A 25884-nucleotide genomic window follows, 5' to 3' on the forward strand; every position below is an offset into this window, starting at 1 on the left:
ATATTTTCCAGCTTTAAGGCCAGAAATATTTAGTGTATTTTTTTAAAAATGTATTGTCTTTATCGTATGTCCATTTGTATGTGTAAGTTCCATTATTTGGAGTTCCACCGCTAATAGGATTAAGCGTTATTGCACCAGTACTTTGTCCATAAATAGCAACGTTTGTTATTGTTGGTGTTGGAATGGTAATAGCATCAGGCTGACCGATAATAATTCCGCTTATCGTTTGAGGGCAATCGTTTGCATCTTTTACAGTTACAGAATAAGTTCCCGCAGTTAGATTAGTTTGATCTTTTGCAGTACTTCCGTTGCTCCAAGAATAGGTGTACCCGCTTCCCACGGTTCCGCCAGAAACAGTAAGGATTATGCTGCCGTTATTTCCCCCATAACAGCTTGGTTCAGCTTTAGTATGAGTTACTTGCAATGGCTGATTTGGCTGTATAAGAGTATAATCAATAAACGCTGAAGGGGTTTGTCCTTCATTGACTCTCACTCTATAAGTACCAAAAGGAATAGCGTTAATTTGAGGTGTTGTTATTGAAAGATTAGTCTCAACACCATTATTAATTTTATACCATTTGTAAGTATAACCAGAACCAAGACCACCAAAAGCTCTTGCAGTTATACTTCCTGTTGATTCATCGTAACATTTAATATCAGTATGAGCATCAATTGTTACAGCTAATGCATTTAGTACCATGTCTGCACTTGTGATCGGACAGCCATTAGCATCTGTTACAACAGCATGGTAAGTTCCATTGTCAAGGCCAACGGCTTCACCATCATTGTCAGGATCTGGATTAATTTGTGTGGTTCCTTTATACCAAGCATAAGTATAGCCTGGAGTTCCTCCAGTTCCTGATATTTTGATTTTTCCGTCAAAAGCAGTAGGAGTTGAGGGTTGTGTCTGAATTATTGTTGGATTAATTGATACCTTTGTACTAGGTTCATTTACAAAAGCAGATCCTGATATAGAGCATGTTGGTACATTTGTATCGGTGATAGTAAAGTCATAATTTCCCGTTTTTAAGCCGCTTCTATTAGGGCCAGTTGCACCATCTAACCAAGTTACATTATAGCTTCCTGTTCCTCCTGTAATAGATAAATTTACACTTCCAGTAAATTCTCCTTTACATTTTACATCTACAATGTTTTTGTTTGTTACTGTTATTTTAGTATTTTCTCCCAGGAAAATATCAGCTGATGTAACAGTATTGGCAGGAGTTGCACTATCTGTAATAACCACTCTATAGGTACCTGTTAACAGACCTGAAGGATTATAAGTATATTGTCCAGATACGGTAGTATAAGTTGGATTTTGGACAGTTCCTCCTTTTTTCTGCCACTCATAGACGTAACCAGCAGTCCCACCTGAGACAGACGCAATTAAACTCCCAGTACCGCCAGAGCACGCAATAGTGGTATTGCCAGAAAGAGTAACTTGTAGTGGATCTGGTCGACCTACGATAAAAGTTCTGGAAGTAGAACAGCTTTTAGAATCTGTAACTGTTACAACATAGCTTCCGCCCAAAAGTGCATTTAAATTAGTTGGAGTAAAATCTGATCCATCCTTTTTCCATGATACGATATAATCTGCATTATTTAGTAATGTTCCGCCAGATATACCAAAATTTTCGATGCGACCATTATATTGCTCAAAACCTGAAGCATCTTTTGGTGTACCGTCGATAACAATTGCTGGAGGATTACCAATTGTCACTTTCCTGATTCCCGTTTGAGAATAAGTTAGTAAGGACGTTAATAGTAAAAAAAAGAGTAGAATTTTCTTCATATTTTTTGATCGTTTGCGTTTATATCTATGCAATTTTTTGAATCTCTAACTGTTATATAGTGGTCGCCATCAGGCAGTATAATATCATTCGTAATAGATGAGAACTCCACTTCTGGACCCTCGTCAATTGAATAAAAATAAGTTCCCGTTCCATTAGAAGCACTTATTTTTATTATACCAGATTGATTGTGGCATGCTGGTTGAGTTGTGATTATTTGATAACTAAATTGACTTGGTGGACCAACTGTAAAAGTTTTAGTCAAAGCCTGACTTAAACTTGTGCCATTTCCAGTGGTTAATCTTGTTTGATAAGTTAAAATATAGGATTGTATTCCGAGTCCTGTCCATGTATAGCTTTTTGGATTGGCTGCCATCATAGATTTTGTTATAATTTTATTAGTTAAACCAGAACCATCCGTATGTTTCAGAGCCATTTCATATTGTTCATTATTTTGAAGTTCTCTGTCAAAGTTTAATGTTACCTGGCCATCAGAATTATATACACAAGATGTTTGATTGTTTGAAGAAACTGACTCTAAAACAGGAGGACACGGATTGACATAATATGATATAATATTTGAGTAAACTTCTTCTCCAGTAATGGTAGTGTCAGAATCAATAAGAACACGAAAATCAATATTTCCAATATAAGTTGAAGAAACATATGTTAATCTATTAAATTGAAATGTTTGATTAAAAGATGTACTCACATTAGTTGGTTGAAAATTTCCGCCTTCGATTCTATATTCCCATACAAAACGCTGCGTACCAGTACAACCCGTAGTTTGTAAGTTTACTTTATCACAGAAACTATTATCTGTACTAGGCTGTAGTAGAACTTGATTGCTAATTATGCTAAATTCAGGTACAATTTCAACAGGACCATAACCACTAGCCCCGCCTGTTGCTGAATAACAATTTACATTGAAATTATCTGCTGATAATCCTGAATTCCACTCCTCACCGCAAGGACCACTACAGCCATAAGATTCTGGCCTGTAGGCAGAAAAATAATAAGAAGTAGGTTTTTGATCAAAAATTAAATATCCATCAGCTTCTTTTATAGGTATTAGTAAATTTCCATCAGCTCTTTTAATCCAATATTGATAAAAATATTGTCCGTTTGGAAAATATGATGTTCTATAACCGCCAACACCTCCTGTATTGGTATTCATTATATAAGTCTGCGAGCATACTTTTCCCGCTGAAAATAAAATAATAAAAAATGTAAGGTAAAGTTTCTCCATATTTACTATTGATTTGCTGTTAAATCAATGCAAGAATTTGTATCTCTTACTTTAATAGAATGTTCACCGTAAGTAACATCTATTTCATTAGTTGGAGATGTAAACTGAACCTCAGCATTTGAATCTATTTTATAATAATATGGAGCTATTCCTCCTGAGGCAGTTAATTTTATTTTTCCTTGTTGATTATTACACTGAGGTTGTAATTCAGTGATTTGAAAATAAAAAGGAGTTGCAGCAGGTATGGTAAATACTGGATCAGGTGCTGGATTTGTACTCGTTGGCTGAGCTCCTATAAAGGTTTGATATTTTATAGAATAATCTCCTGCTGCCAAACCAGAAAAATTTAATTTTCTATTTACACTATCAATAGTTAAAGCTGGAGTTGCAATAAGTATATTATCAGGTTTTTTATAAAAGCTAAATTCAAAACGTTCATTACTTACTAAATCTCTGTCATAAGTAAAAACTACTTTCCCATCATTATTGTTTACACAAGTTGTGCTACTAACTAAAGGGGAACCAACTAATCCAGGAGGGCAAGGAATAATATCATATATAATATAATCTGTAAAAGTTGTATCGTATCCAGCTCTTACATAAAATTTAGTTTTTCCGTCAGAACCTCCCAAGGCAGCCATAGTAAAAGAAATTGCACGTTTTGCCTGATATGAACTAGCAAAATTAGTCCAATTAACGGCATCGTAGCTATATTGCCAATTCCAGCCTCGCGTTAACGAGATTACATCATTTTTACAAACATTTGTGTTTACTGGCTGCGGCAGATAAATTCCCATCATTTCTGCATCTCCAATACATCCTCCAAAGTAACCAGAATCAAAAGTATCTTTATTGTAAGGGATGTTTCTGTCTAAATTACAATCACTCCCGTCTTTATTCCCAGCGGTACTGCTTGAACAAACAATTTGAGTTGGATTATCTGTTATATACAAGAATTTGTATGCTACTACAACATCATCAGTGGTATTACTACCTTTACTAACGGATTGTGAACCTATTGAAATTCGTAAATTTCCAGCATGACTCCCATTCCAGCCTTGAAATGGATCTAATGTTGTTTTTACCAGCATACCATATTTGGTTTGTGCATTTGTAAAGTGTATTAATCCAAAAAAGAGAAATAATACAGAGAGTAATTTTGTTTTCATCTTTTTATTCGTTTAGTTTCGTTTGTGTCTAAGAGTAATTTGTTTAATAAATTATTTTTCGATTTTTATAAACGAAGTATCATTTATAAACTGTCATCAGCATTTAAATCAATACAATTATTGGTATCTCTAACTTTAATATTATATGTGCCTCCTGAAATATTTATATTGTTTGTTGCAGATGTGAATTGTACTTCAGATCCTAAATTTATTGTGTAATAATAGGGAGCTGTTCCTCCAGTTGCTTCAATTCTAATTATTCCATTTTGATTATTACATTGCGCATCAGTTTTTACAACTTGAAAGCTAAGTGGTAACTTGTCTGTTATGACTATATTATTTTTTTCAACTATGCTGGATGGAGTAGGATTACCGGTTTTAAAAGTTTGATATTTCAATTTATAAGTACCAGCCCTTAAATTTTCCCAAACGATCGTACGATTTATAAATTCACTTTTTACTACAGTTTTATTGTACGGAGACAATTCTACATTATTAACTATGGGAGTGAGAGTTAGTAAAAAATATTCTGTGTTTGCTAAATCATTATCAAAGTACATGATAATTTTTCCATTATCACTATTATAGCATAAAGGAGATTCTGGAATTGGTTCACCAATCATAGCTGGAGGACAAGGAATAAATTTGTAGGTTAGAATATCTGAATAATCATTTGCAAATGCGCCTGTTCTAGAATATCGAACTCTAAGTTGGAAGTTCTGATCTAATTGTAAGTTTGGAATCTGTGACAATAAAATTGGTATTACATCTGCATTTCTTCTTTCATAAGGCAATAATTCTTTCCAACTCCCACTGGTGCTATGAAAATATTCCACAGCAAATGTCATGTTTCCACCTTCGCCAACAGTTCCAGCCTTAAAAGGAAAAGGTTTACAAGCTTGTAATTCTGTTTGTGAGGCATTATAATTATTTAACTGTACTAATGGGTATAAATAGTAAAACTCAAAAGGAGTATTATTAGTTACCATATTACTGCCTAATGGAGAACCAAAGGTATTTTGCCAATATCCAGATTCAGGGCCAGTAACATAAATACCACTTCTTTGAGTAAAACTGCCTGAAGGTTCTTTAAGAGCTTGGGTCAGACGCAGAGGAGTGTTAGAAACGACAACACCATCTAATGTTGTTACACTATTATTACTTAGAATATATGAAAAAGTTCCCCAAGAAGTAGTAGCTGCATTTGCATAATTTCCATTGTAAGGATATGAATCACCAGTATTTAAATAGAAAAATAATTCGCTTGTACCCATTAATCTCTTGAAATCCCATTTTACCTTATACTTATAATTCTGACCGTAACTTTTTGAGAAAAAAATTAGGAGCAGTAATAGTGGTATCTTATATTTATTTAAAATGTTCATTGCAGGTATTAATCTTTTTTGGGTTTGAGGGCTTTCTATTTTTTTCTTAATTAAAATTTAACGGTGTAAAAATCCATTTTAGACATTCTTCCATCTTTAAACAGAGCTCGTATTCCGTATTTATAAGTGGTATTAATCGTAAGCGTTGGATCAGATAATTTTCTAGTTTCAGGCTTTACCATTTGAATCAACTGCATTGGTTCTGCATTGGTTGCTTTATAAATTTCAAAGCTTTCTATACCGGTTTCATCATAGCTCCAAGATAAGTCGATACTTTTTGTAGTAGTATTGGCTTGTGCGTAGAAACCTTTTACAGCTGGTTTTACGGTATATTTGGGAACAAAGAATGCAACTTCTGGTGAAGGAATCGAAACTAATCCGCTTTCATCTTTAGCAAAAATGGCATATCTGTAAGTTGCACCTTCAATCGTTTTTTTATCTTGATAAGACTCAGATTTATCAATACCGCTCCATATTAATTCCCATTTTTCCTGATCATTTTCTTTTCTATAAAGCTGATGAGATTTTACATCCTCACTTTGGCTGTTTGCCCATTCTAAAAACACAGCGCCGTCTTTAATTTCATATTTGGTAAAAACAGGCGAAGCAGGAGGTATAATATCTGGCTTTTTCACAATTAATGTTTCAGAGAAAGGAGACATATTATAGCGGTAATCGACAGCGATAATTCTATAGTATACCTTGCTATTTAAACTTTTAAGGATTACTTTATCTTCAAAAGTATTTTTCTCGTGCGGACTCACTGTCAGCTGACTAAATTCTTCTTCAGCAGTATTTCCTTTATAAATACGATATCCTAAAAGATCTTTTTCTTTGTTTGGAGTCCAAGATATTTTTACAACTCCTAAGGAATCAATAGTTGCTTTTAAACCAATTGGTTTTGCTGGCGGAATTGAATCGACAGGCTGAACCAGCATAGGGAAGGAGGTACGGCTATTTCCATTTTTCCCAACAGCTGTTATCGTAAAATAATTTGTGGCAAGCAGCTTATTATAAGTTACAGTACGATCCTTAGCAGGAATATTTTTGACTACCTTGGTGTATTTGTCATCGTCATAATCGGAACGATTAAGCTCAAATCCAGAGATTTCATTATTGCCTTCTTCTGGAAATTCCCAAGTTAAAGTGACTGTCGAATCGTCTTTAAAGTCTTTTACCGTCAAATGTGGGACATATTTCAATAAAGCTTTTCCTTTACCAGAAACTACATCAGAATAAGGGCCTAATTCCCCAAACGGAGAAATACCTTGAATACGATAATGGTAAGACGTATTATTAGCAATAGAATCAACATAAAAGATTCTGTTATTATTTGCGTTTTCTTGACTTAAACTGGTGTACGGTTTATCTGTAAGTCGTTTATAATTAACCTTATCAGTAGACCGTTCTATGTAATAACTCCCATAAACATGAGCTAAAATTTTAAAATTCCAGCTTAACATGGTACTGTTGTCTGTAAAATGAGCACTAAGATCCATTGGTTTTGGCAGTGGTTCATATTCTTTTAAACTTACAAATACACCACCATAAACGATGCTCAATTCTTGTTCAGGAACATTCGAAGAGATTCGGTAAGCATATTTTTCGTTTTGTTTTACATCTTTATCTTCAAAACCTAAACCTGCTTTTTTAGCAACTTCAAAATCTTTATCAGCTGTATATAAAGCAAAAGTAAAACGTTGTTCTGCTTCTTCAGACAGATTTACTATCGATTCTAAATTGTCTGTCCCAGTTACACTGAAACTTTCTCCATAAATAGCTTGTGCTAAAATTGCAGCATTATCATTTTCATCAATTAATTTTTCCCAGGTTTCTACAGGTTGAGGTTTATAAGCTTGTGCTAAAACAACACGTTCTGGTTTTGCCAGCGTTTTATTATCTCTTGTAACTGTAAATCGTTCTATTAAATAGCCGTATGTGTTTAATTTTTTCCAAGCAATCGGAGTATTAACAGCCCAGCGTAATAAAATGCGGTCTTTTTGAACTCTAGCTATTACTTGGATTTCGTTCTTTTTTTCTATGTCGTTGTTTTCCTTAGAATTGTTTTGAGCAATTCCAGAAAAAGTGAAAATTAAAAAAAGGATAAAGAAAAATTTGAACTTCATTATTAAATTGATTTATTGAATGTGAATATAGAACTGCTTCCTAATTGTCCTCCTGGAAGAGTGTAATTCAGTTTTATGTTATATTGACCTTGTTTGATGTACGGGAACTTACCATTTATGATATAATCATACTTCGAAATCATTTGCTGGTTTAAACTGTTTAAGTACTTATTTACTACTTTATATCTTAAATTGACAAAATCTGTTTTATAGTAAAATGGCATATTATATCGATAAGGCAGGTACTCTTTTAACATGTAGCTTGTCGGATTATTAATGATATAATCTTGATACCATGCCAATGTTTCTACACCTTTTGTAGGCGGAACTCCAAGAGCTGTCGTACTTCTATCAAATTGCAAATCTGTCTCTAATGGATATCCTTGATATACTAATGGGAAAATCTCATTTTTGTAATAACTGTCATCTAATATTGCTTCAACATTTATCAAAGGGACATTCATCGTTTTAGCATTACCAATAATTTCGATTTCATCAAAAGGCTCAGTAGAGCTGTTTAATGATTGTAAAGCATGAACATCAGAATAAATAATTTCTGTCAACGTTTGTTTAGGTTTTTTAGCAGCCATTTTTTCTGAGAAACTATTGTACTGACTTGTATTGAAATTATATTGTAATAATTCTACACCTTGTCCGCCGGTAACAACTTCTCCCAGTTTGTTGTCTTTTACAGTAAGACTTGCATCTTCACCTAAATCCTGTGTCGTATAACTTTCTTTTAAATTACTGTTTGCATCAGTTTTTGTTTCAAGTGTCATTAATGAAATATTATACGGCTTAGATGTCTGTAAAACAGGTAAATCTATACTCACTTTCTTAAGCGCTGTATTGTATGTAATTGCTCCAGTATTTGAGTTTGTTCCCGTTTTATAAAATGCTTTTTGCGATTGTCCCTCTTTTAATTCAAACAAATAAGTCTGACCTTGTTTTAAAACAACATAAGCCTGTTTCGATTCGTTTTGATAAACATATTTCTGATCCATTACCGGATAACAGTAAGCAATATTCGTCAACGGAATATAGTTTGGAGCAAGTCCTGTAGTGAAATTTCTAACTTCAGTTTCAGTAGCTATTTGTCCATCATCATAAACCGTTTTCCAAGTTCCATTTACATATTCCTGAAAACTTATTTTTACTGTAGAGGTAAGGTTTGAATTTTGAGGCAATACTTCAGAAGGCGTAAAACTTAACAAATCTTTTGTTGGATTCCATGTTATGTCTCCAACAATAGCAACACCATCTTTTTTAATACTGTATTCTTCTAATTTCAGTTTATATGTTTTTACACCAGAATCTTCCTCCAATGTGAAACTTTTTTCAATAGGCATATTAAATCCAACCTGTGGAACAGCAAATACGCTAACATCTTTTGCACCTTCGGCAGGAGTGATATCTGCAATTGTTTTTAGACCGCCTAATGGAGCATCATTAACAAATTCACATTGTTTTCCAAACTCTAATTTAAACCTGAAACTTCCTTTAACGGCTCCTCCTAATAAACTAAAATTTCCTGCTAAATAACCTCGAATCCAGACGGGGTTAGGTAATTTGGCCTGCAATAGAACGGCTCCGCCTCCTTTTATAATGGATATTTTCTTTTTAATCATGAATAATTTAATCTTGATTCCGAGCTCACCCTGCAGGTAAGCATAAGACTGCCCATTAGCATACCAGCCATTTAAACCAATTTGTCCAGAACCCTTACATTGTGCTTCGCCATAATCTTTTACCATGATATCAAATCCAAAACCACATTGGAAGTTTGCATAAAAGATTAAGAAAGTGATGTCTCCAGTTTTTAAACTAAAATCAGAACCAAAAGCAAAACCTTTACCAGAAGCTACACTGTTTTCATCTCGCATATAATCAAGAGAATCTGCGCTGACTCCAAGAATTTGAGCAACAATAGCGGGTGGAGGAGGACTGCCAGGAATATCATCACCAATCATGAAATATCCTCCAGCTTCAACCTCAAGAGAAGCTATGGCTAATTTTATCCCCAATCGGTCTGTTGGTGTACCCATTCTGATATACCATTTATCTGGCGCAAAATGCAGTACAGCCCAGCCGGCTCTGTTACCAGAAGCACGACCTTTAATAAAGCCTCCAGGAGTATCTATGTATAAATCAAATGTTCCGTGTAATGTTTTGGATCTAAAATCATATTCGATTGCAGCAAAGGCATTAATTCCCATTCGCTGTTTAACATCAGTAGGGTATAAATCTTCTGCTGCTTTTGATAGATTTGAAGTTTTTAGAGCTTCCAATGCAACTTTAGACATTAATGACTCGTTTTCAGTTACTGCTTTTAAAGCATCTTTAAGTTCGTCAACTCCAGGTATTTCAAAAGTCTGCATTACGTGACCCTCTCCATAAATACTGATTCGGTTAATACCACCGTGAGTGTTGAAAGCGATTTCAAATCCAGCACCACCCCAAAAAGCATCGGCAGTTGCGGTTCCGGCAAACTTAAGCATGGCTTTAACACCAAGGCCAGAATCTTCATCAGGAACATAATTAGATCCAGAAGCAACAAAACTGCTGCTGAATCCGTCCTTCTTCATTTTGTAGTAAGCACCTCCGCCAAAACCTTTAAAGGTAATGGCGCCAGCAGGAATATTTAGGTTGTCGACCATTGCATCAACATACCAGTATCTAAAGCTTTTAGAACCAAAAATAGCATTTGCTTCAACAGAAATACCGCCTGTAAAATCAGCACCAAGCATTCCTTTAAAACCGTCTCCATAAATAGGATCATTGTCTAATATGGTAATACTTCCTTTAAATTTAACACCTCCAAGATCGGCGGCCACTTTTATTTCTTCAAATTTAAGACGGTCGAATTTCCACTTTTGAATTCCTTCTTCTGGAGCAAATTTTCCAATTACATAGAATTTAGTTTCTCCATTAAATTGGTCCTTCATCAAATTAATGGCTAAATCGACTTTTAAACTGGCAGATTGCGTATCTGCGGTTAAGGCAATTTCATTAATTGTTACAGGGAAATTACTAACTGATGCGTCTTTTTCCGGATTATTTTTATATCCAAAATAGTCGGCTGTTATGTAAGGAACTACTGTTTGTAAAGTTAAATTTTGAAAAATAATACCTTTAAAAGCTACTGTCTCTTTCTTCGTTGGAACAACAACATTCCCTTTGTCATCATAAACAGTTACATCTTTTTCACCAGCTATTGCATCAGCTGCTGTAGCAGGTTTGTTACTTGCATTAAGTGATAAAGTTCCGTATAAAACAGCCTTTGGTAAAAATTTGCCTTCTTTAACTTTTAACTCAACATAAGAGTTTTTTTCTAAAGAGGCATTTCCTTTAAATACTTGAAAACAGATATCATTTTTGATCTCAGCTTTTAAAAGATATTCATTATCGATAGTATTAAAAACTGCAGTATAGCCAAGTTCACCTCTTCCTTCTGCTGTGCATTGTCCAGAAGAAACTGGCAGGACGATGCCTCCGCTAAATCCTGCAGCAACGAGAGAATTGGCTCTAAAACCTAATTCAATACGATCTACAGAAAACTGCCATCCAGAAGCATTTCCTTCTCCAATATTTAAGATATTTTCTCCAGAAAAAGTTCCAGAAACGCCCATTCTGTCAATTAACAAATTGGTTGCCTTGAACGTAATTCGTTCGTTAGTACCTTTCTTTTTAAATTGAGAAGGCAGAACTAACTTCAGAGATTGGACAAAAAATCCTCTCCATAATTTTTCATTTCCAGGAACTAAATAATCCTTTTCATAATCTTTTGGCCATATGACATTAGTTGAGTTACGCAAGTCACTCATGTCAATAACAGCATTGTTTAATTCAAAACAATAACCAGGATGTTTAGTGAGTTGAAAAGTAGGTATATTGATATCTATTAAAATATCATTCCAGTTACCAACAACAGCTTTAAAACTGGACTTGACTTGACTGGTGCCGGGAATGACGTTATAAGTAGCATCGACAGGCTCAAGCATTGTTCTGGAAAAAATAACATCTGCCTCAACACCTAATTCTTTAAAGCCATTACAATCAATGGTTACATAGGTCTTGTTTTTAACCTCTCCAGTGGCCATTTCCATGCCGCCTTTTAGCACTAATAGCGTTTTATCTCCAAACATTTTAATAGGCACATCACCTAATAAAACAAGATTGGTGTCTCCAACTAGACCTCCTTTGTGAGAAAGTTTAATGTTATTTGCCCCAAAAAAAAGTTCCTTTCTGTTTCCTAAAGAATCAGTCTGAGGAAGTATAATTTTTACAAATGCAGTTAATTCGGTATATTGAGGAGTAAATTTTGCATTACTTATACCTAAAGAATATTGAATTCCTCCAATAGTTTTTTTAATACCCAGCGGAAGCTGCGCTAAGTTTTTAGGCTCTAAAAAATCGGTAACGTTTTCGGTTTTATCAATTTCCTTAAAAACTTCCTTAGCCTTATCTAAAAATCCGTTTGTAGGATCGCCAATTGGATAGTTTTTTTGAATATATGAATTAGTGAATTCACTTTCAGTACTCAACTCATATTTGGAAGAACTACTTGATTGGTTGGCAGCATTATTTAAAATAATGCTTTTTGCAGGTATAGGTTTTCTTTTATTACTTATTGTATCGAGATAAGTATGAGAAAAACTATTAAAACTTACGAGAAATAAAACTATACTTAATACAAAAGAGGAAAACTTTGAAGTAATTTTTTTCAATTTTTAGTAGGTTTGGTTGTGGTATTATTTTTGGATATATGTAAATCTTTTTAACAAATAAGAATTGCATTTACAGGCAATTGGGACTCTAATTTGTTTAAAATGAATCAGTTTGGTTTTTTAATTTTTTAATCCATACAATTTATAGAATTGGTTTAAAAACGTAATAGACTGTTAAATTTTTGCCAAATGTAAACATTTTGTAATACAAATCTTTACGGTTTTCCACATTCTGGTAAAAAAAAAGCTCCAGATAATTCTGGAGCCTTTTAATATCAAGTATTGTAGAAGATTATTCTTCTTTCATTGTATGATAAACGTTCATAACGTCATCATCTTCTTCGATTTTCTCAATTAATTTTTCAACATCAGCGATTTGAGCTTCAGTTAATTCTTTAGTTATTTGAGGAATACGTTCAAAACCAGAAGATAGAATTTCAAGACCTCTATTTTCTAATTCTTTTTGTAACGCTCCAAAACTACCAAAAGGTGCATAAATTAAGATTCCGTCTTCATCTTCAAAAACTTCTTCGGCACCAAAATCAATCAATTCTAATTCTAATTCCTCAGCGTCGATACCATCTTTTGCAATTCTAAAGTTGCAAGTGTGGTCAAACATAAACTCAACAGAACCTTGAGTTCCCATAGTTCCGTTACATTTATTAAAATAACTTCTAATGTTTGCTACAGTTCTATTATTGTTATCAGAAGCAGTTTCAATTAAAATTGCAATTCCGTGAGGAGCATATCCTTCAAACAAAATTTCTTTATAGTTGGCAGTATCTTTATTACTTGCATTTTTAATCGCGCGCTCCACATTGTCTTTCGGCATGTTGGCAGCTTTCGCGTTTTGTATAACAGCTCTTAATCTAGAATTGGCGTCTGGATTCGGACCGCCTTCCTTAACAGCCATTACGATATCTTTACCAATTCTGGTAAATGTTTTGGCCATTGCAGACCAACGTTTCATTTTTCTTCCTTTTCTAAATTCGAATGCTCTTCCCATTTCTAATTTTTAGTTTTGAGATGCAAAAATACGGTTATTCCTTATTTTTCCAAAAACAAAACAACTCTTTTTTATTTCAGGTTTCAAGTGCTGTGTCTTGTGTTGAATTTAAACGCAAAGTTCGCAAAGATTTTTTTGTATAAAGTTACGTTTATAAACACAAAGTTCGCAAAGCTTTGTCCCCATAGCTTTGCGAACTCTTTTATTTTATAAATTAACTTAAAAATTTCTTTGTGAACTTTGCGTAAATCTTTGTGGACTCTGCGGTTAAAAAAAATATTTAGCGGTTAAAACTGAATTTTGTGATGTAAAATCAAAAAACAGAATTGCGTTGTGTTGAATTTAAACGCAAAGTACGCAAAGTTTTTTTCTTTAAAGTTACGTTTATAAACACAAAGTTCGCAAAGCTTTATAGCCATAGCTTTGCGAACTCTTTTTATTTTATAAATTAACTTAAAAAAAGCTTTGTGTACTTTGCGTAAATCTTTGAGGACTCTGCGGTTAAAAAAATATTCCGTAGCGGTTAAAACTGAATTTTGTGATGTAAAATCAAAAAACAGAATTGCGTTGCGTTGAATTTAACCGCAAAGTTCGCAAAGTTTTTTTCTTTAAAGTTATGTTTATAAACACAAAGTTCGCAAAGCTTTATGCATATGGCTTTGCGAACTCTTTTTATTTTATAAATTAACTTAAAAAAATCTTTGTGTACTTTGCGTAAATCTTTGCGGACTTTGCGGTTAAAAAAAAGCGGTGAAACCTGAAACCTGAAACAAAAACTACTTACTCCCGCCATTAAATTCATTAATAATATTTACCGCTTCGTTCAGATAAGGATTAGTCTTAAGATTGTCCATCTGATCTTGATTTATGGTTTTATCCGTTGGATAAGCACCTAGTAAAAGCTGATTAATACTGGAATTATAAACATCCAGCGGATTATTTTCATCATTAAAAGTATTGATCTCATTCCAAAGAGCATCAAAAGTCTTTTTTTGTTTAAAAACAGCATCCAAAGTCATCGGGATTTCTGCTTTAGGCGTATTTACAAGCTTGTCAATTTTAAGGTTAATTTTTTTTATGTTGTTAAAGAAATAATTATCAGCAAGCCTAGCAGAACTATTTTTAGCGATTTTATCAATTAAGTTTCGTTTTACATAGGTTTTGTATTTCAAAAAAGGCTCAATACTGTCATTTTTGATCGCAGTCGGAAAATCACTTTCTTTCTGATAAATATCTTCGTAAAATTCCGGCAGTACAACATCTGGTTTTACACCAATATATTGATGGCTTCTTCCCGTAATTCTATAAAATTTATTAATAGTAATTTTTAAAAAATCAGTATTTTTTTCCTCGTCAAGCGAAAGAATCGTCTGCATTGTCGCTTTTCCTAATGTACTGCTTCCTAATAATAATGCACGATTATAATCTTGCATAATAGAAGAGAAAAATTCACTTGCAGAAGCCGTGTTGCTGTTTACCAAAACCACAATTGGACCTCTATAGATAACGCCTTTGAAAGGATCTGTAATTACCGTTTTTTCTTTTTTATTATCAATTACAACCGAAAGCGGACCGTAATCTACGAACATCCCAGCCAATTTTATAGCCTCTTCCATCGAGCCGCCGCCGTTGTCAATTAGATCAATAACAAGTCCTTTTATCCCATCTCTTTCGAGTTTTACAACTTCTCTTGCCACATCATCAGCGCAGCCTTTTCGGCTGTTCCCATCCAAATCAGCATAAAAACTCGGAATTTTGATATAACCAATTTTACTGTCTTTGCCGATTATAAAACTAAAGACAGAGTTTTCCTCGTCTTTCATGACTTGTTTCTCGATATATACATCAAAACTTTTACCCGAATTGCGTTTTAAAGTCAGTGTAATATGTCTATTATTTTCCGATAAAATCATGGTTGAAATAGATTCCAGCGAAGCACACGAAACCTGCAGAGTTTCTTTTTGATTTGAAATAGAAATAATCTGATCCCCTTTTTTTACCTGTCCCGTTTGATAGGCTGGCCCATTTGGATCTACCTCATCAATAATAATTTCATTTTTCTCATTCAAATTCACAGTCATCCCAAGAGATAAATGTTCCTTAGATAAAGAAGCTACAAAACTCGTTTTCGAATCATCGCTAAAGTAAGCCGTATGCGGATCAAAATAAGTGCAGAAAAAATTATATAATTTCTCTTCCTGCTTTGTATTAGTGTCTAGTAGAGTGTTAAAACGGCAGATTTCATTGGTAAGGATCTTATTTTTTGACACCAATTCAATTGACTTAAAATTGGCTTTTATAGAATCTAGATTATTGCTGGTTTCGGCAATATCATCTAATATTTGATAGCGTAGTTTTTTGTTCCAGACCTTTTCTATATCTTCTTTCTTTAAATAAAAAGCAAAAGACTTTTTGTAAAAACGAATCGTATCTTTTTTAGCGTAGTCCATTGGTGTAGTCTGAATCTTTTCTAATACTTTTTTAGTTCGAACTAGACCATTTACATATTTAGCTTTTATATCAGTAAGAAAACTGCAGTCATTTTTCAGAATTAAATCATCTAAATTGTATCTGTATTTGGCAGCCATTTCGTCGTATTCACTCTTAAAAAAGATATTACGAGAAGGATCCAGCTCGTTAATGAGGTTGTCAAAAACGAACACAGATAAACTATCATCAACAGGCTTAGGTCTAAGATGTTCAGCTTGAATAAGCGCATTTATTTTGTTTAATATTTCACAAGTTTCTGCGCTGTTCTGACCAAAAAATCCAGTTGATGTCAGCAAAAAAAGGAGTAGTGAAATTTTTTTCATAAATGGGAATTCATCGTTCAGATTAAAGTTACACTTATTTTTTCACAAATAGTAGTCTTTTTACTAAAATATCGACGACAAAAAGTTTTTATCTACAAAATGTACAAATTGATATTTTTGACAAATACATTTCAGTTTAAAGCAAAAAAAGAATGCATTACTTAGTAAAAGTAATGCATTCTCAAATAATATATTTTTTAAAAACTATTTCTTGTAAAACGGAAGTTTAACCACCTTAGCAGGAACATCGTTTTTTCTAATTCTAATAAAGATATCACTGTCAACAGCGCTGTTAGCCACTGTAACATATCCTAAACCAATTCCTTTATTCATAGAAGGCGACATAGTTCCAGAAGTTACAATTCCAATTACAGCTCCAGAACCATCTACGATTTCGTAATCGTGTCTTGGCACCGCACGTTCCTGCATTTCAAAAGCAACTAATTTTCTAGAAACACCTTCTTCTTTTTGCTTTTTCAAGTTCTCAGAATTTGTAAAGTCTTTTGTGAATTTAGTAATCCATCCTAAACCAGCTTCAAGCGGAGAAGTTGTATCGTTAATATCATTTCCATACAAACAGAATCCCATTTCTAGACGTAAAGTATCACGCGCTGCAAGACCAATTGGTTTAATTCCGAAAGAGGCACCCGCTTCAAAAACTTTGTTCCAAATCGCTTCTGCATCAGCATTTTTGCAGTAAATTTCAAAACCTCCAGAACCAGTATATCCTGTAGCAGAAATAATTACATCATTAAAACCAGCAAAATCACCCACTTCAAAATGGTAGTACGTAATCGCAGACAAATCTACAGAAGTCAAAGACTGCATAGCTTCAACCGCTTTCGGGCCTTGAATTGCCAATAACGAATAATCGTCAGAAACATTTTTCATATCAACTCCCAAATCATTGTGAGATGAAATCCAGTTCCAGTCTTTTTCAATGTTCGAAGCATTTACAACCAGTAAATACTCTTCCTCTTTCATTTTATAAATAATCAAATCGTCAACAATTCCGCCTTCATTATTAGGAAGACAAGAATATTGCGCTCTTCCAATTGTCAAAGTCGAAGCATCATTTGAAGTCACTTTTTGAATCAAAGCCAAAGCATTTGGACCCGTTAACAAAAATTCACCCATATGCGAAACGTCAAAAACGCCCACACCATTACGAACCGTTTCATGTTCAGCATTAACCCCTTCATAAGTAATAGGCATATTATAACCCGCAAAAGGAAGCATTTTTGCTCCTAAACCTTCATGTATGTGCGTAAGCGCAGTATTTTTCATTGTGTTGTTTTATAAAATTCAGTCGCAAATTTATTCAAAAAATATCGAAAAAAGATACTCTAAATTATAAATTTCGCAATGATTAGGAGCTATTTCCTGCTATCCGCTATATCTTTTGTTTTTTAAAGAAAAAAACAAAAGGATGCCGCTTCTATCAGGGCTAGGGCTAACAGTTTCAAAAGAACAATCATGATTTCGATTTTTTATGTAATTTTATTATATAAAAGTATTCAAATGAAATCATCGTATTTAATTACAAAAGAAGAAATTCTGAAATTATACAAACCAATAGATTCCAAAGCACATAAAGGAACACAAGGTCATGCGGTGATTATTGCCGGAAGTTATGGCAAAATAGGAGCAGCGGTTTTAGCCTCAAAATCCTGTCTAAAAACAGGCTGCGGACTCGTAACAGCTTTTGTACCTAAATGCGGTTATCAAATCCTTCAAATTTCCATTCCAGAAGTGATGGTTGCAACCGATGAAAACGTCAATTTTATTACCAATATTCATCTGCCAATAACCCCGCAGGCAATAGGAATTGGTCCAGGAATAGTACAGGAGCTGGCAACTCAAAAAGCTTTATTTGAATTTTTAAGGTCTAATAAAGTGCCTTTAGTCCTCGATGCAGATGCTTTAAATATTATTGCGCAGAATTTATCTTGGCTCGAATTAGTTCCAGAAGATACAATTCTAACACCTCATCCAAAAGAATTAGAACGCTTGATAGGAAAATGGAATTCAGAATCGGAAAAATTTCAAAAAACAATTGCTTTTTCAGAAAAATATAAAGTCATAATCGTTATGAAAGGCGCGCCAACATTCATTATCAATAGAAATTCTGTTTATGAAAATACAACTGGAAACGCAGCACTCGCAACCGCAGGAAGCGGTGACACACTTACCGGAATCCTCACAAGTCTTTTAGCACAAGGCTATGAACCCAAATACGCCTCAAAATTTGGCGTCTACCTTCACGGATTAACAGCCGATTTAGCTTTGCCAAAAACGGGCTATGAATCTTTTACAGCTTCTACAATTATTAAGTATTTAGGAAAAGCTTTTTTGGAATTAGCTAATGTGCCAATTTGAAAATTAGTCAATTAGTCAATTGATATTATATCGAACTACTTGTCACCCTGGGCGAAGTCGAAGGGCACGCAAGTAACTCAACAAGGAATAAATTTTGAGGAATATCTTTGCGCTCCTTCGACTTCGCTCAGGATGACAAAAATGAATAAATCTGCAGAACCTGCGAGAGTAAAATTAAGAATAGAGAATCAGCAAAATCAGCTTAAATCTATTTGAAATCTACGTAAAACAATTTTACAATCTGAAAAAAATCTAAAATCTACACTCTGCAATCTAAAATCAAAATCCGTAAGTTTGTATTTATGAAAAACAACTTCGATCTCAGAACGGTAAACGTCATGCGATATATAACGCCGCTGCGCGAAGGCGGTTCTTTACCCGCTTTGGCAGAAGCCGATGACGATTTTAAATACGTATTAAAATTTAGGGGTGCCGGACACGGCGTAAAAGCCCTTATAGCCGAATTAGTAGGCGGACAAATAGCAAAAGCTTTAAAATTACAGGTTCCAGAATTAGTATTCGCAAATCTCGATGAAGCCTTTGGAAGAACAGAAGCCGATGAAGAAATTCAGGATTTACTGCAAGGAAGTCAGGGATTAAATCTGGCACTTCACTTTTTATCTGGAGCCATAACTTTTGATCCTGTTGTAACAACTGTCGATGCTAAATTAGCTTCGCAGATTGTGTGGCTGGATGCCTATATCACGAATGTCGACAGAACTTTCAAAAATACCAATATGCTGATCTGGCATAAAGAATTATGGCTGATTGATCACGGCGCATGTTTATATTTTCATCATTCTTGGAACAATTGGGAACAACATGCCAAAAGTCCGTTTGCGTTGATCAAAGATCACGTTTTACTGCCTCAGGCTTCACTTCTAAAAGAAGTCGATGCCGAGTTTAAAGCAATTCTAACACCAGAAATTTTAGAAGAAATTGTCAATACAATTCCAGTTGACTGGCTGCAATGGGAAGATACAGATGAAACACCAGAAGGACTGCGAAATGTATATTTACAGTTTTTAAAGACGAGATTAGAGAATTCAGAAATATTTGTAAATCAGGCTCAAAATGCAAGATAATCATCTATACGAATATGCTGTAATTCGTGTTGTGCCAAGGGTAGAGCGCGAAGAATTCCTGAATATCGGAATCATTTTGTTTTGCAAAAAAGCCAAATTTATAAAAGTACTTTTCCATCTCAATAAAGAAAAAATCCAAGCACTGTCAGCCGATTTTGATGTTGAACAATTAGAATGCAACCTGACCTCATTAGAAAAAATAACAAACGGAGCCAAAGACGGCGGTCCAATTGCCGAGTTTGAAATCCCAGAACGTTTTAGATGGTTAACCGCAATTAGGAGTTCTGCTATACAAACGTCAAGACCTCATCCGGGTTTGAGTCAGGATTTGGAGAAAACGATTCAGAGATTGTTTCAGGAACTTGTGCTTTAACCATATAAGTTATATAAGATAATTTAAGATTTAGCTTAAAAAGGAATCTCGCAAAGTCGCGAAGTTTTATTTTTCATGCATTATCCCCAATCTTGTCATTTCGATCCCGAGGCTTCGGGAGAGAAATCTCCACAAGTAACTCCGTAAAGAGAATCCAATCTTTGTAGAGCTTCTCGCGGAGATTTCTCTCCCGAAGCCTCGGGATCGAAATGACAAACTATATGGTTGCGTTATGATAAACTTCGTGACTTTGCGAGATTAAAAAAAACTTAGCGTCTTTATGCCTTCGTGGGAAACAAAAAAGCAAAACCATATAAACATATAATATAATTTAGAGTAAAACTTAAATTATCTTATATCACTTATATGGTTAAAAAAAAATAAAAACTAAACTAACTCAATTCTGCTATCCAGAGTCAATTAAAATGAACCGCAGACATTACCGCCTAAAGTTGCTCCTGCATTCGCTGAAATATCAGCCTTAACAGCAGTTTTGTCCAATTTTAAAATAGAATATGGAGGTGTAAACGCAGTACCGCTTCCAGCTTGATTTCCTGTTGTGCTAGTAAAAACATTGTCAGTTGCAGTTACGGCAGTAAAGCCAGTCATTAAATCGATAGGAGTTTTTACACCTTCAAAAACGTTGCTTTCTACTCGAATATCAGCTTCAAAACCTGCAGCTACACATTTATTGCTTACAGTACTGTTAAAGAAGTTGTTTACCAAATGTACTTTTCCAAAACGAACTCTTGGCATTCTTTCTTTACAGCCTGGGGCCCACCAGCATCTTGCAAAAGTTATTCTCAATTTTCCACGGTCGCCAGTTGCACCGTCGCTGGAACCAATCAAGTTAGAATATCTGTGATCGTCGGATCCTCCAGAACCTCCTGCTTTTGGTGGTTTTAAATAATGGAATTTAGAATACGTAACCGAGATATAATCTGATTTATTTTTGATATCGAAGTTTCCGTCAACACCATCTCTAAATTCGCAGTGGTCAACCCATACATTGGTACATTCATCCAAGATGGCATTGTCCCATCCGTCAGTATCGTAAGCGCCAGGACCTTCAAAAATTAGATTTCTAATAATGATGTTCTTGCACCTTTTAATGTTGATAATTCCAGAAGCATCTTTGGTTTGATTAGTCGAAACCAATTTTGCACCATTTGCTCCGTAAATCGTTTTTCCAGTCTGGTCTTGGAAAGACAATCTTGTTGTAATTGTGATAGTTCCAGAAACTTTGATCACTTTTACCGAAGTATTTTCAATAGCCGATTTCAACTGTGCGTAGGTAGTTACAGTTGTTTCAGCAGATGATCCTCCGCCGGTTGTTCCTCCATTTTGTGAGGCCCATCCAGGAACTTCAGCGCAGTTTCCAATCTTTGCTGTTGGATTAGTGGTTACAGCTTCGATTGTTGTTTCAGTACTTGCTTCTGTGGTTGTTGAAGCAATTTCTTCAGAATTACATGCTGTAAATCCGAAAATCAATGTTAGTAAAAACATTGAGAGTGTTGATTGTAGTTTCATAATTAAAGTTTGGTTATTTATAAAAGTTTAACAACACAAATCTGATTATAATTTGAACGAAAAAAGTTGAACAAGTTCAAACTTTTGAAAAAAAATCTAATAAATATGTTTTTTTAACAGTTCAAAATTTACAAAAATGCATAAATAACCTATTTTTACGTAATCGATTACATTTTTTAAGTCCCTAATAAAGAGTGAATTGAAAAACAAATTTATTCCTAAACAAAAAACCACAAAAGAATGTACAACCTACTACGAAAAAACATTGAGAGAAAAGTTCCGCTCACAGATGAAGAATGGAACATTATTGTTTCAAAAGCAGAACTCATTAAACTCAAAAAAAATCAGTTTCTGCAGACACAAGATTCTAACAACAGTTATGAAGGATTTATTCTAAAAGGTTCCTTCAAAACTTACATCCTAAATGAAAACGGAACAGAAACCGTAATTTTCTTTTCTTTTGAAAACGAATGGATGTGTGATCTCGAAAGTTTTTACCATCAAAAACCAACTACTTACAACATTAAAGCTATTGAAGACAGTGAAATTTTAGTAATCAGCAAAGTCAAGAAAGCACAATTGTTTGAAGAAGTTCCAAAACTCATGCAATTCCATGTGCTGATGATCGAACGCGCCAATGTAGCGATTCAACAAAGACTTTTAGATGTTTTGAATAAAACCTCAAAGCAGCGTTACTTAGATTTTAAGGACCGTTATCCTCAAAAAGTTCAAAGTATTAACAATAAGAATTTGTCATCTTATTTGGGAGTTTCGCATGAATTTCTCTCAAAGATTAAAAGAAAAATATCTTAGTGTAAAAGGGACAAAGGGACAGAGTTACAAAGTGACAAAGGTTTCTAGAAAGGAAACTGCATAAAAAAACTTTGCGACTCTGCGTCTTTGCGAGATTAAAATAAAAAATAAACATAGTGCCTTAGCTCCCGCGGCAAAAAAAACTTAAATCTTTTTCTCCAGATAAATAAACTCCAAAGGCACGTCAGAAATCGTCACGTGAATATCACTTTCTGGAAAAGCTTCTCTTTTGCCAGTATCAGCATAACCGTGGCGTTTGTACCAAGCCACAAGTTCTTCACGAACCGAAATAACGGTCATAATAATACTCGATAATCCTAAAGTTTTAGCCTGATTTTCGGCTTCTGCCAAAAGCTTTTTTCCGATGCCGCTGTTTTGAAGTTCTGGCGAAACCGTCAGCATTCCTAAATACAATTGGTGTCCTTTTTCAACCAATAAAACAGAACCAATAATCTTATCATTTTCTGTAAATTTCAGAATAGTATTTTTTGGATCGAGAAAGATTTCGGTCATTTCCTGTTCGTCGGTTCTTTTTCCTTCTAATAAATGAGCTTCGGTTGTCCAGCCTTTTTTAGAAGTTTCTCCTCTGTAGGCTGAATTGATTAAGATGGTTAATGCGGGAATATCTTCTAGTAATGCTTTTGTAATCATATATGGATTGTGAATTGTGAATTGTGAAATGTGAAATGTGAAATTACAATTTGATGGTGAATCAGAAAAAGATGTTTTAAATTTAGGGTAGTAAATATTTAAATAAAAATATAGAAATTTGTATTGAACACAAAATCAATAAAGTATGAGCAGGATTCACTTATTTGAATTTGAAGATCAACAATGGCTTCCCGAATTCATTAGAAATTACATGACCGACTTTTTACAGTTTCTTTCGAATAAAACTGCGATGTACAAAGGAATTGTTCCTGTAATCGAAAAAGCTTTAAAAGAAAGCCAGACCAATCAAATTATTGATTTGGCATCGGGCGGCGGCGGCGGACTGATTTGGCTGAATAACGAATTGCAAAAAAACAATCCCAGTCTCAAGATTTTGCTGACTGATTATTTTCCGAATATTTCTGCATTCGAATATACTCAAAAACAAGCCGATAATTTCGAATTTATTAAAACTCCGATTGATGCCAGAAACGTTCCCGAAAACCTGAAAGGACTTCGGACTCAATTTTTATCGCTTCATCATTTTAAACCTAAAGATGCAAAGCAGATTCTGCAGAATGCTGTTGATAGCAATAGTTCTATTGCGATTTTTGAAGGGCAGGAGAGAAGTGTTCCAAGTATTATTGCCATGATTCTTTCGCCAATTAGTGTTTTGCTGACAACGCCTTTTATAAGACCGTTTAAAATTGGCAGAATCATTTTTACCTACTTAATTCCGATTGTGCCGATTTTAGTTTTTTGGGATGGTGTAGTTTCTTCTTTAAGAACCTATTCTGTTGAAGAAATGAACGGATTGATTTCTAAATTAAACAACAAAGAAAGTTTTAACTGGGAAGTTGGAAAGGTAAAATCTGGACCTGCGAAGATTTTGTATTTGGTTGGGACGAAGAAAACCGCTTAATTAGAACGCGGATGAAACGGATTTGCTTTCGCAAAAAACGCTGATTTAAACGGATTTTTTTATTCAATAATAAATCTGTGTCAATCCGTGTCTTCGTGATAACGAATCCGTCAAATCCGCGTCCGAACCTATATTTTTAAATTATACAAAGTATCTTACAAAAAAATCTTGTTTTTTACCGAAATCTATTTTCGTTTCAGAATTTTAAATATCTTTGAATTATGAGTACAGCAATAAAACCAAAACATATCGGCAGAAATATAAGCCGTATCAGAGAGCTTAAAGATATGAAACAGGAAGCACTGGCACAGGCTTTAGGAATGAGCCAGCAGGCAATTTCTGTTATTGAAAATAGCGAAACGGTTGACGAACAAAAACTAATTGACATTGCAAAAGCTCTTGACGTTTCTGTTGAAGCAATTAAAAACTTTTCGGAAGAAGCGGTTTTAAATATTATTGGCAATACTTATCATGATAACGGTATTGTAAATGCTGGACTTAATTACAATTGTACTTTTAATCCTTTAGATAAAGTAGTTGAACTTTACGAACGTTTGGTGCAGGCTGAAAAAGATAAAGTTGAGTATTTGGAGAAGTTATTGAATGGGAAATAATCGTTTTTGAAGATATATTAAATTAAGAAGAGACCTTTGACGAGGTCTCTTTTTTGTGTTCGCTTGCGTTTAGATTTGCCAAAGGATCCCAATATAACCATCTTCGCATTAAGCCTATTGCACAAATCCGTTGTAGTAACTGTTGGGCGATGTATTTATTTTCGTTCAATATTTTTCAATTTGTCAATTAGCTCTAATGTTCGTTCAATAATTTTAGGGTCATAATCTGATGCTGATTGATTTGAAAAGTTATTAGTTTGATTATTTATATTCCAATCTCTAAATATTTCCTTAATTTCCTCAGGATTTATTCTGTCATTAAATACTTGTAAATAAAATTTTCCAAATGAAATTGCGTGAATTCTGTCAGCAATTTTTAATGATTCACTCATATATGATTTAGCAAGCGTAAAAGAATATTTAGAAGATGCGATTAATAGTATTATTATAAAAATACTTTTTAAAGCGTAAAAAGTTGTTAAACTCCAATTTTCTTGTCCTTTAAAAACATCAAGTGTAATAGTTGAAAACCAAAATGCAACAACAATTCCACTGATAAGTGAAATAAATCCTAGAACATACCAAAAAAGAGCTGTCCCACGTTGATATTTTTCTCGACGATTTAGATCTAATATAGTTTCTGCAATATATGTAGGAGCGGTTTTGGCAATTTTTTCCTTAATTTCTAATGCTTTTTCATCGGTTGCAATTTTTTTACCTACAAATGAATTTATTGCATCGTTAATTTTTTTTACTACTTGAGAAACTTCTGTTTCGGAAAGTTTATCCTTTAAAGTAATAAAATTTATACTTAATAAACTGTCAGGTAAATTATCAAAATTAACATCTCCTGTAACAATGGGAATTAAAAGCTTATCATTTATATGACTTGTATAATTTCTTAATTGGATAAGTTCATTTAAAAAATTATTTGATTTTAAAGAATATTGAGTTATAATTGGAATTATTATATCAGAACTTAAAATAGCTTTTTTAAAAGAATATTCTTGCTCTTTTCCGTAATCAGTTTCTTCATCAAATATATCGTGTCCAATTTCTTTAAGTCTATAACTTAATTCATAATATAAACTCAAGTTTTTATCCTTTTCTATTTTCTGACCAAGAAGATAAATTTTTGCCATTTATTACTTTAAATTATTAAATTCCCCTGTTTTTCTAATATATTGCCCAACGTTCTCGCGCTACACTCAGTTTGGGACTAAATTAAGACCATTCTTCGGATTTGCCAAAT

18 protein-coding genes are annotated in these 25884 nt (G+C 33.9%); 6 read left to right on the forward strand and 12 right to left on the reverse strand.

Going from position 1 to position 25884, the window contains the following annotated elements:
- Window positions 1-13: 13 nt before the first annotated feature.
- The 9 genes from QE431_RS07150 to gcvT all read right to left on the reverse strand — a co-directional run bounded on the left by QE431_RS07150 (window position 14) and on the right by gcvT (window position 17552).
- The gene (locus QE431_RS07150; protein WP_307294229.1) at window positions 14-1792 is read right to left on the reverse strand and encodes a SprB repeat-containing protein; all 1779 of its coding nucleotides are present in this window, start codon (window positions 1790-1792) and stop codon (window positions 14-16) included.
- Window positions 1789-3039, reverse strand: coding sequence for a hypothetical protein (locus QE431_RS07155; protein ID WP_307294231.1), 1251 nt, complete (start codon window positions 3037-3039; stop codon window positions 1789-1791). Before QE431_RS07155 ends, QE431_RS07150 begins: the two co-directional genes overlap by 4 nt.
- A gap of 5 nt (window positions 3040-3044) precedes the next feature.
- Window positions 3045-4208 carry a hypothetical protein gene (locus tag QE431_RS07160; protein ID WP_057118605.1) on the reverse strand — a complete coding sequence of 388 codons (1164 nt, stop codon included), beginning with the start codon at window positions 4206-4208 and terminating at the stop codon, window positions 3045-3047.
- A gap of 83 nt (window positions 4209-4291) precedes the next feature.
- The gene (locus QE431_RS07165) at window positions 4292-5482 is read right to left on the reverse strand and encodes a hypothetical protein (RefSeq protein WP_307294235.1); all 1191 of its coding nucleotides are present in this window, start codon (window positions 5480-5482) and stop codon (window positions 4292-4294) included.
- Window positions 5483-5643: 161 nt separating this feature from the next.
- Complete coding sequence (locus QE431_RS07170; RefSeq protein ID WP_307294237.1) at window positions 5644-7719, reverse strand: hypothetical protein; 2076 nt, start codon at window positions 7717-7719, stop codon at window positions 5644-5646.
- A gap of 2 nt (window positions 7720-7721) precedes the next feature.
- Window positions 7722-12446, reverse strand: coding sequence for a hypothetical protein (locus tag QE431_RS07175; protein ID WP_307294238.1), 4725 nt, complete (start codon window positions 12444-12446; stop codon window positions 7722-7724).
- A 292-nt stretch (window positions 12447-12738) separates the two neighbouring features.
- Window positions 12739-13452: a YebC/PmpR family DNA-binding transcriptional regulator gene (locus QE431_RS07180; RefSeq protein ID WP_012024626.1), complete on the reverse strand. Its 714-nt coding sequence runs from the start codon at window positions 13450-13452 to the stop codon at window positions 12739-12741.
- Window positions 13453-14228: 776 nt separating this feature from the next.
- Window positions 14229-16265, reverse strand: coding sequence for a S41 family peptidase (locus QE431_RS07185; protein WP_307294261.1), 2037 nt, complete (start codon window positions 16263-16265; stop codon window positions 14229-14231).
- Window positions 16266-16469: 204 nt separating this feature from the next.
- Window positions 16470-17552, reverse strand: a complete 1083-nt coding sequence (gcvT, locus tag QE431_RS07190) for a glycine cleavage system aminomethyltransferase GcvT (protein ID WP_281865053.1) — start codon at window positions 17550-17552, stop codon at window positions 16470-16472.
- Between the two features lie 234 nt (window positions 17553-17786).
- Here gcvT and QE431_RS07195 point away from each other — a divergent pair, with 234 nt between their 5' ends.
- The 3 genes from QE431_RS07195 to QE431_RS07205 all read left to right on the forward strand — a co-directional run bounded on the left by QE431_RS07195 (window position 17787) and on the right by QE431_RS07205 (window position 20102).
- Window positions 17787-18644 carry an NAD(P)H-hydrate dehydratase gene (locus QE431_RS07195; RefSeq protein WP_307300526.1) on the forward strand — a complete coding sequence of 286 codons (858 nt, stop codon included), beginning with the start codon at window positions 17787-17789 and terminating at the stop codon, window positions 18642-18644.
- A gap of 302 nt (window positions 18645-18946) precedes the next feature.
- Window positions 18947-19729, forward strand: coding sequence for a HipA family kinase (locus QE431_RS07200; RefSeq protein WP_307294266.1), 783 nt, complete (start codon window positions 18947-18949; stop codon window positions 19727-19729).
- Entirely contained in the window at window positions 19719-20102 is a 384-nt protein-coding gene (locus QE431_RS07205) for a DUF3037 domain-containing protein (RefSeq protein WP_134141026.1), read from the forward strand. The genes QE431_RS07200 and QE431_RS07205 overlap by 11 nt, the downstream gene beginning before the upstream one ends.
- A gap of 420 nt (window positions 20103-20522) precedes the next feature.
- Here the strand turns inward: QE431_RS07205 and QE431_RS07210 are convergent, their stop codons facing one another.
- Window positions 20523-21632: a polysaccharide lyase family 1 protein gene (locus tag QE431_RS07210; RefSeq protein WP_307294270.1), complete on the reverse strand. Its 1110-nt coding sequence runs from the start codon at window positions 21630-21632 to the stop codon at window positions 20523-20525.
- Window positions 21633-21872: 240 nt separating this feature from the next.
- On the opposite strand from QE431_RS07210, the gene QE431_RS07215 reads away from it, so the two are divergent.
- Window positions 21873-22445 carry a Crp/Fnr family transcriptional regulator gene (locus QE431_RS07215; protein WP_307294273.1) on the forward strand — a complete coding sequence of 191 codons (573 nt, stop codon included), beginning with the start codon at window positions 21873-21875 and terminating at the stop codon, window positions 22443-22445.
- Between the two features lie 144 nt (window positions 22446-22589).
- Here QE431_RS07215 and QE431_RS07220 read toward each other — a convergent pair whose 3' ends face one another.
- Window positions 22590-23096 (reverse strand): GNAT family N-acetyltransferase, encoded by a 507-nt coding sequence (locus QE431_RS07220; protein WP_307294276.1) that lies wholly within the window; start codon window positions 23094-23096, stop codon window positions 22590-22592.
- A 145-nt stretch (window positions 23097-23241) separates the two neighbouring features.
- Between QE431_RS07220 and QE431_RS07225 the strand changes: the two genes are divergently transcribed.
- Entirely contained in the window at window positions 23242-24018 is a 777-nt protein-coding gene (locus QE431_RS07225; protein ID WP_307294278.1) for a hypothetical protein, read from the forward strand.
- Window positions 24019-24239: 221 nt separating this feature from the next.
- The gene (locus QE431_RS07230) at window positions 24240-24632 is read left to right on the forward strand and encodes a helix-turn-helix domain-containing protein (RefSeq protein ID WP_307294282.1); all 393 of its coding nucleotides are present in this window, start codon (window positions 24240-24242) and stop codon (window positions 24630-24632) included.
- 155 nt (window positions 24633-24787) lie between these two features.
- On the opposite strand, the gene QE431_RS07235 is transcribed toward QE431_RS07230, so the two are convergent.
- Window positions 24788-25774 (reverse strand): hypothetical protein, encoded by a 987-nt coding sequence (locus tag QE431_RS07235; protein ID WP_307294284.1) that lies wholly within the window; start codon window positions 25772-25774, stop codon window positions 24788-24790.
- Between the last annotated feature and the right edge of the window lie 110 nt (window positions 25775-25884).

It is taken from the genome of Flavobacterium sp. SORGH_AS_0622 (genome assembly GCF_030818825.1).
Classification (GTDB): domain Bacteria; phylum Bacteroidota; class Bacteroidia; order Flavobacteriales; family Flavobacteriaceae; genus Flavobacterium.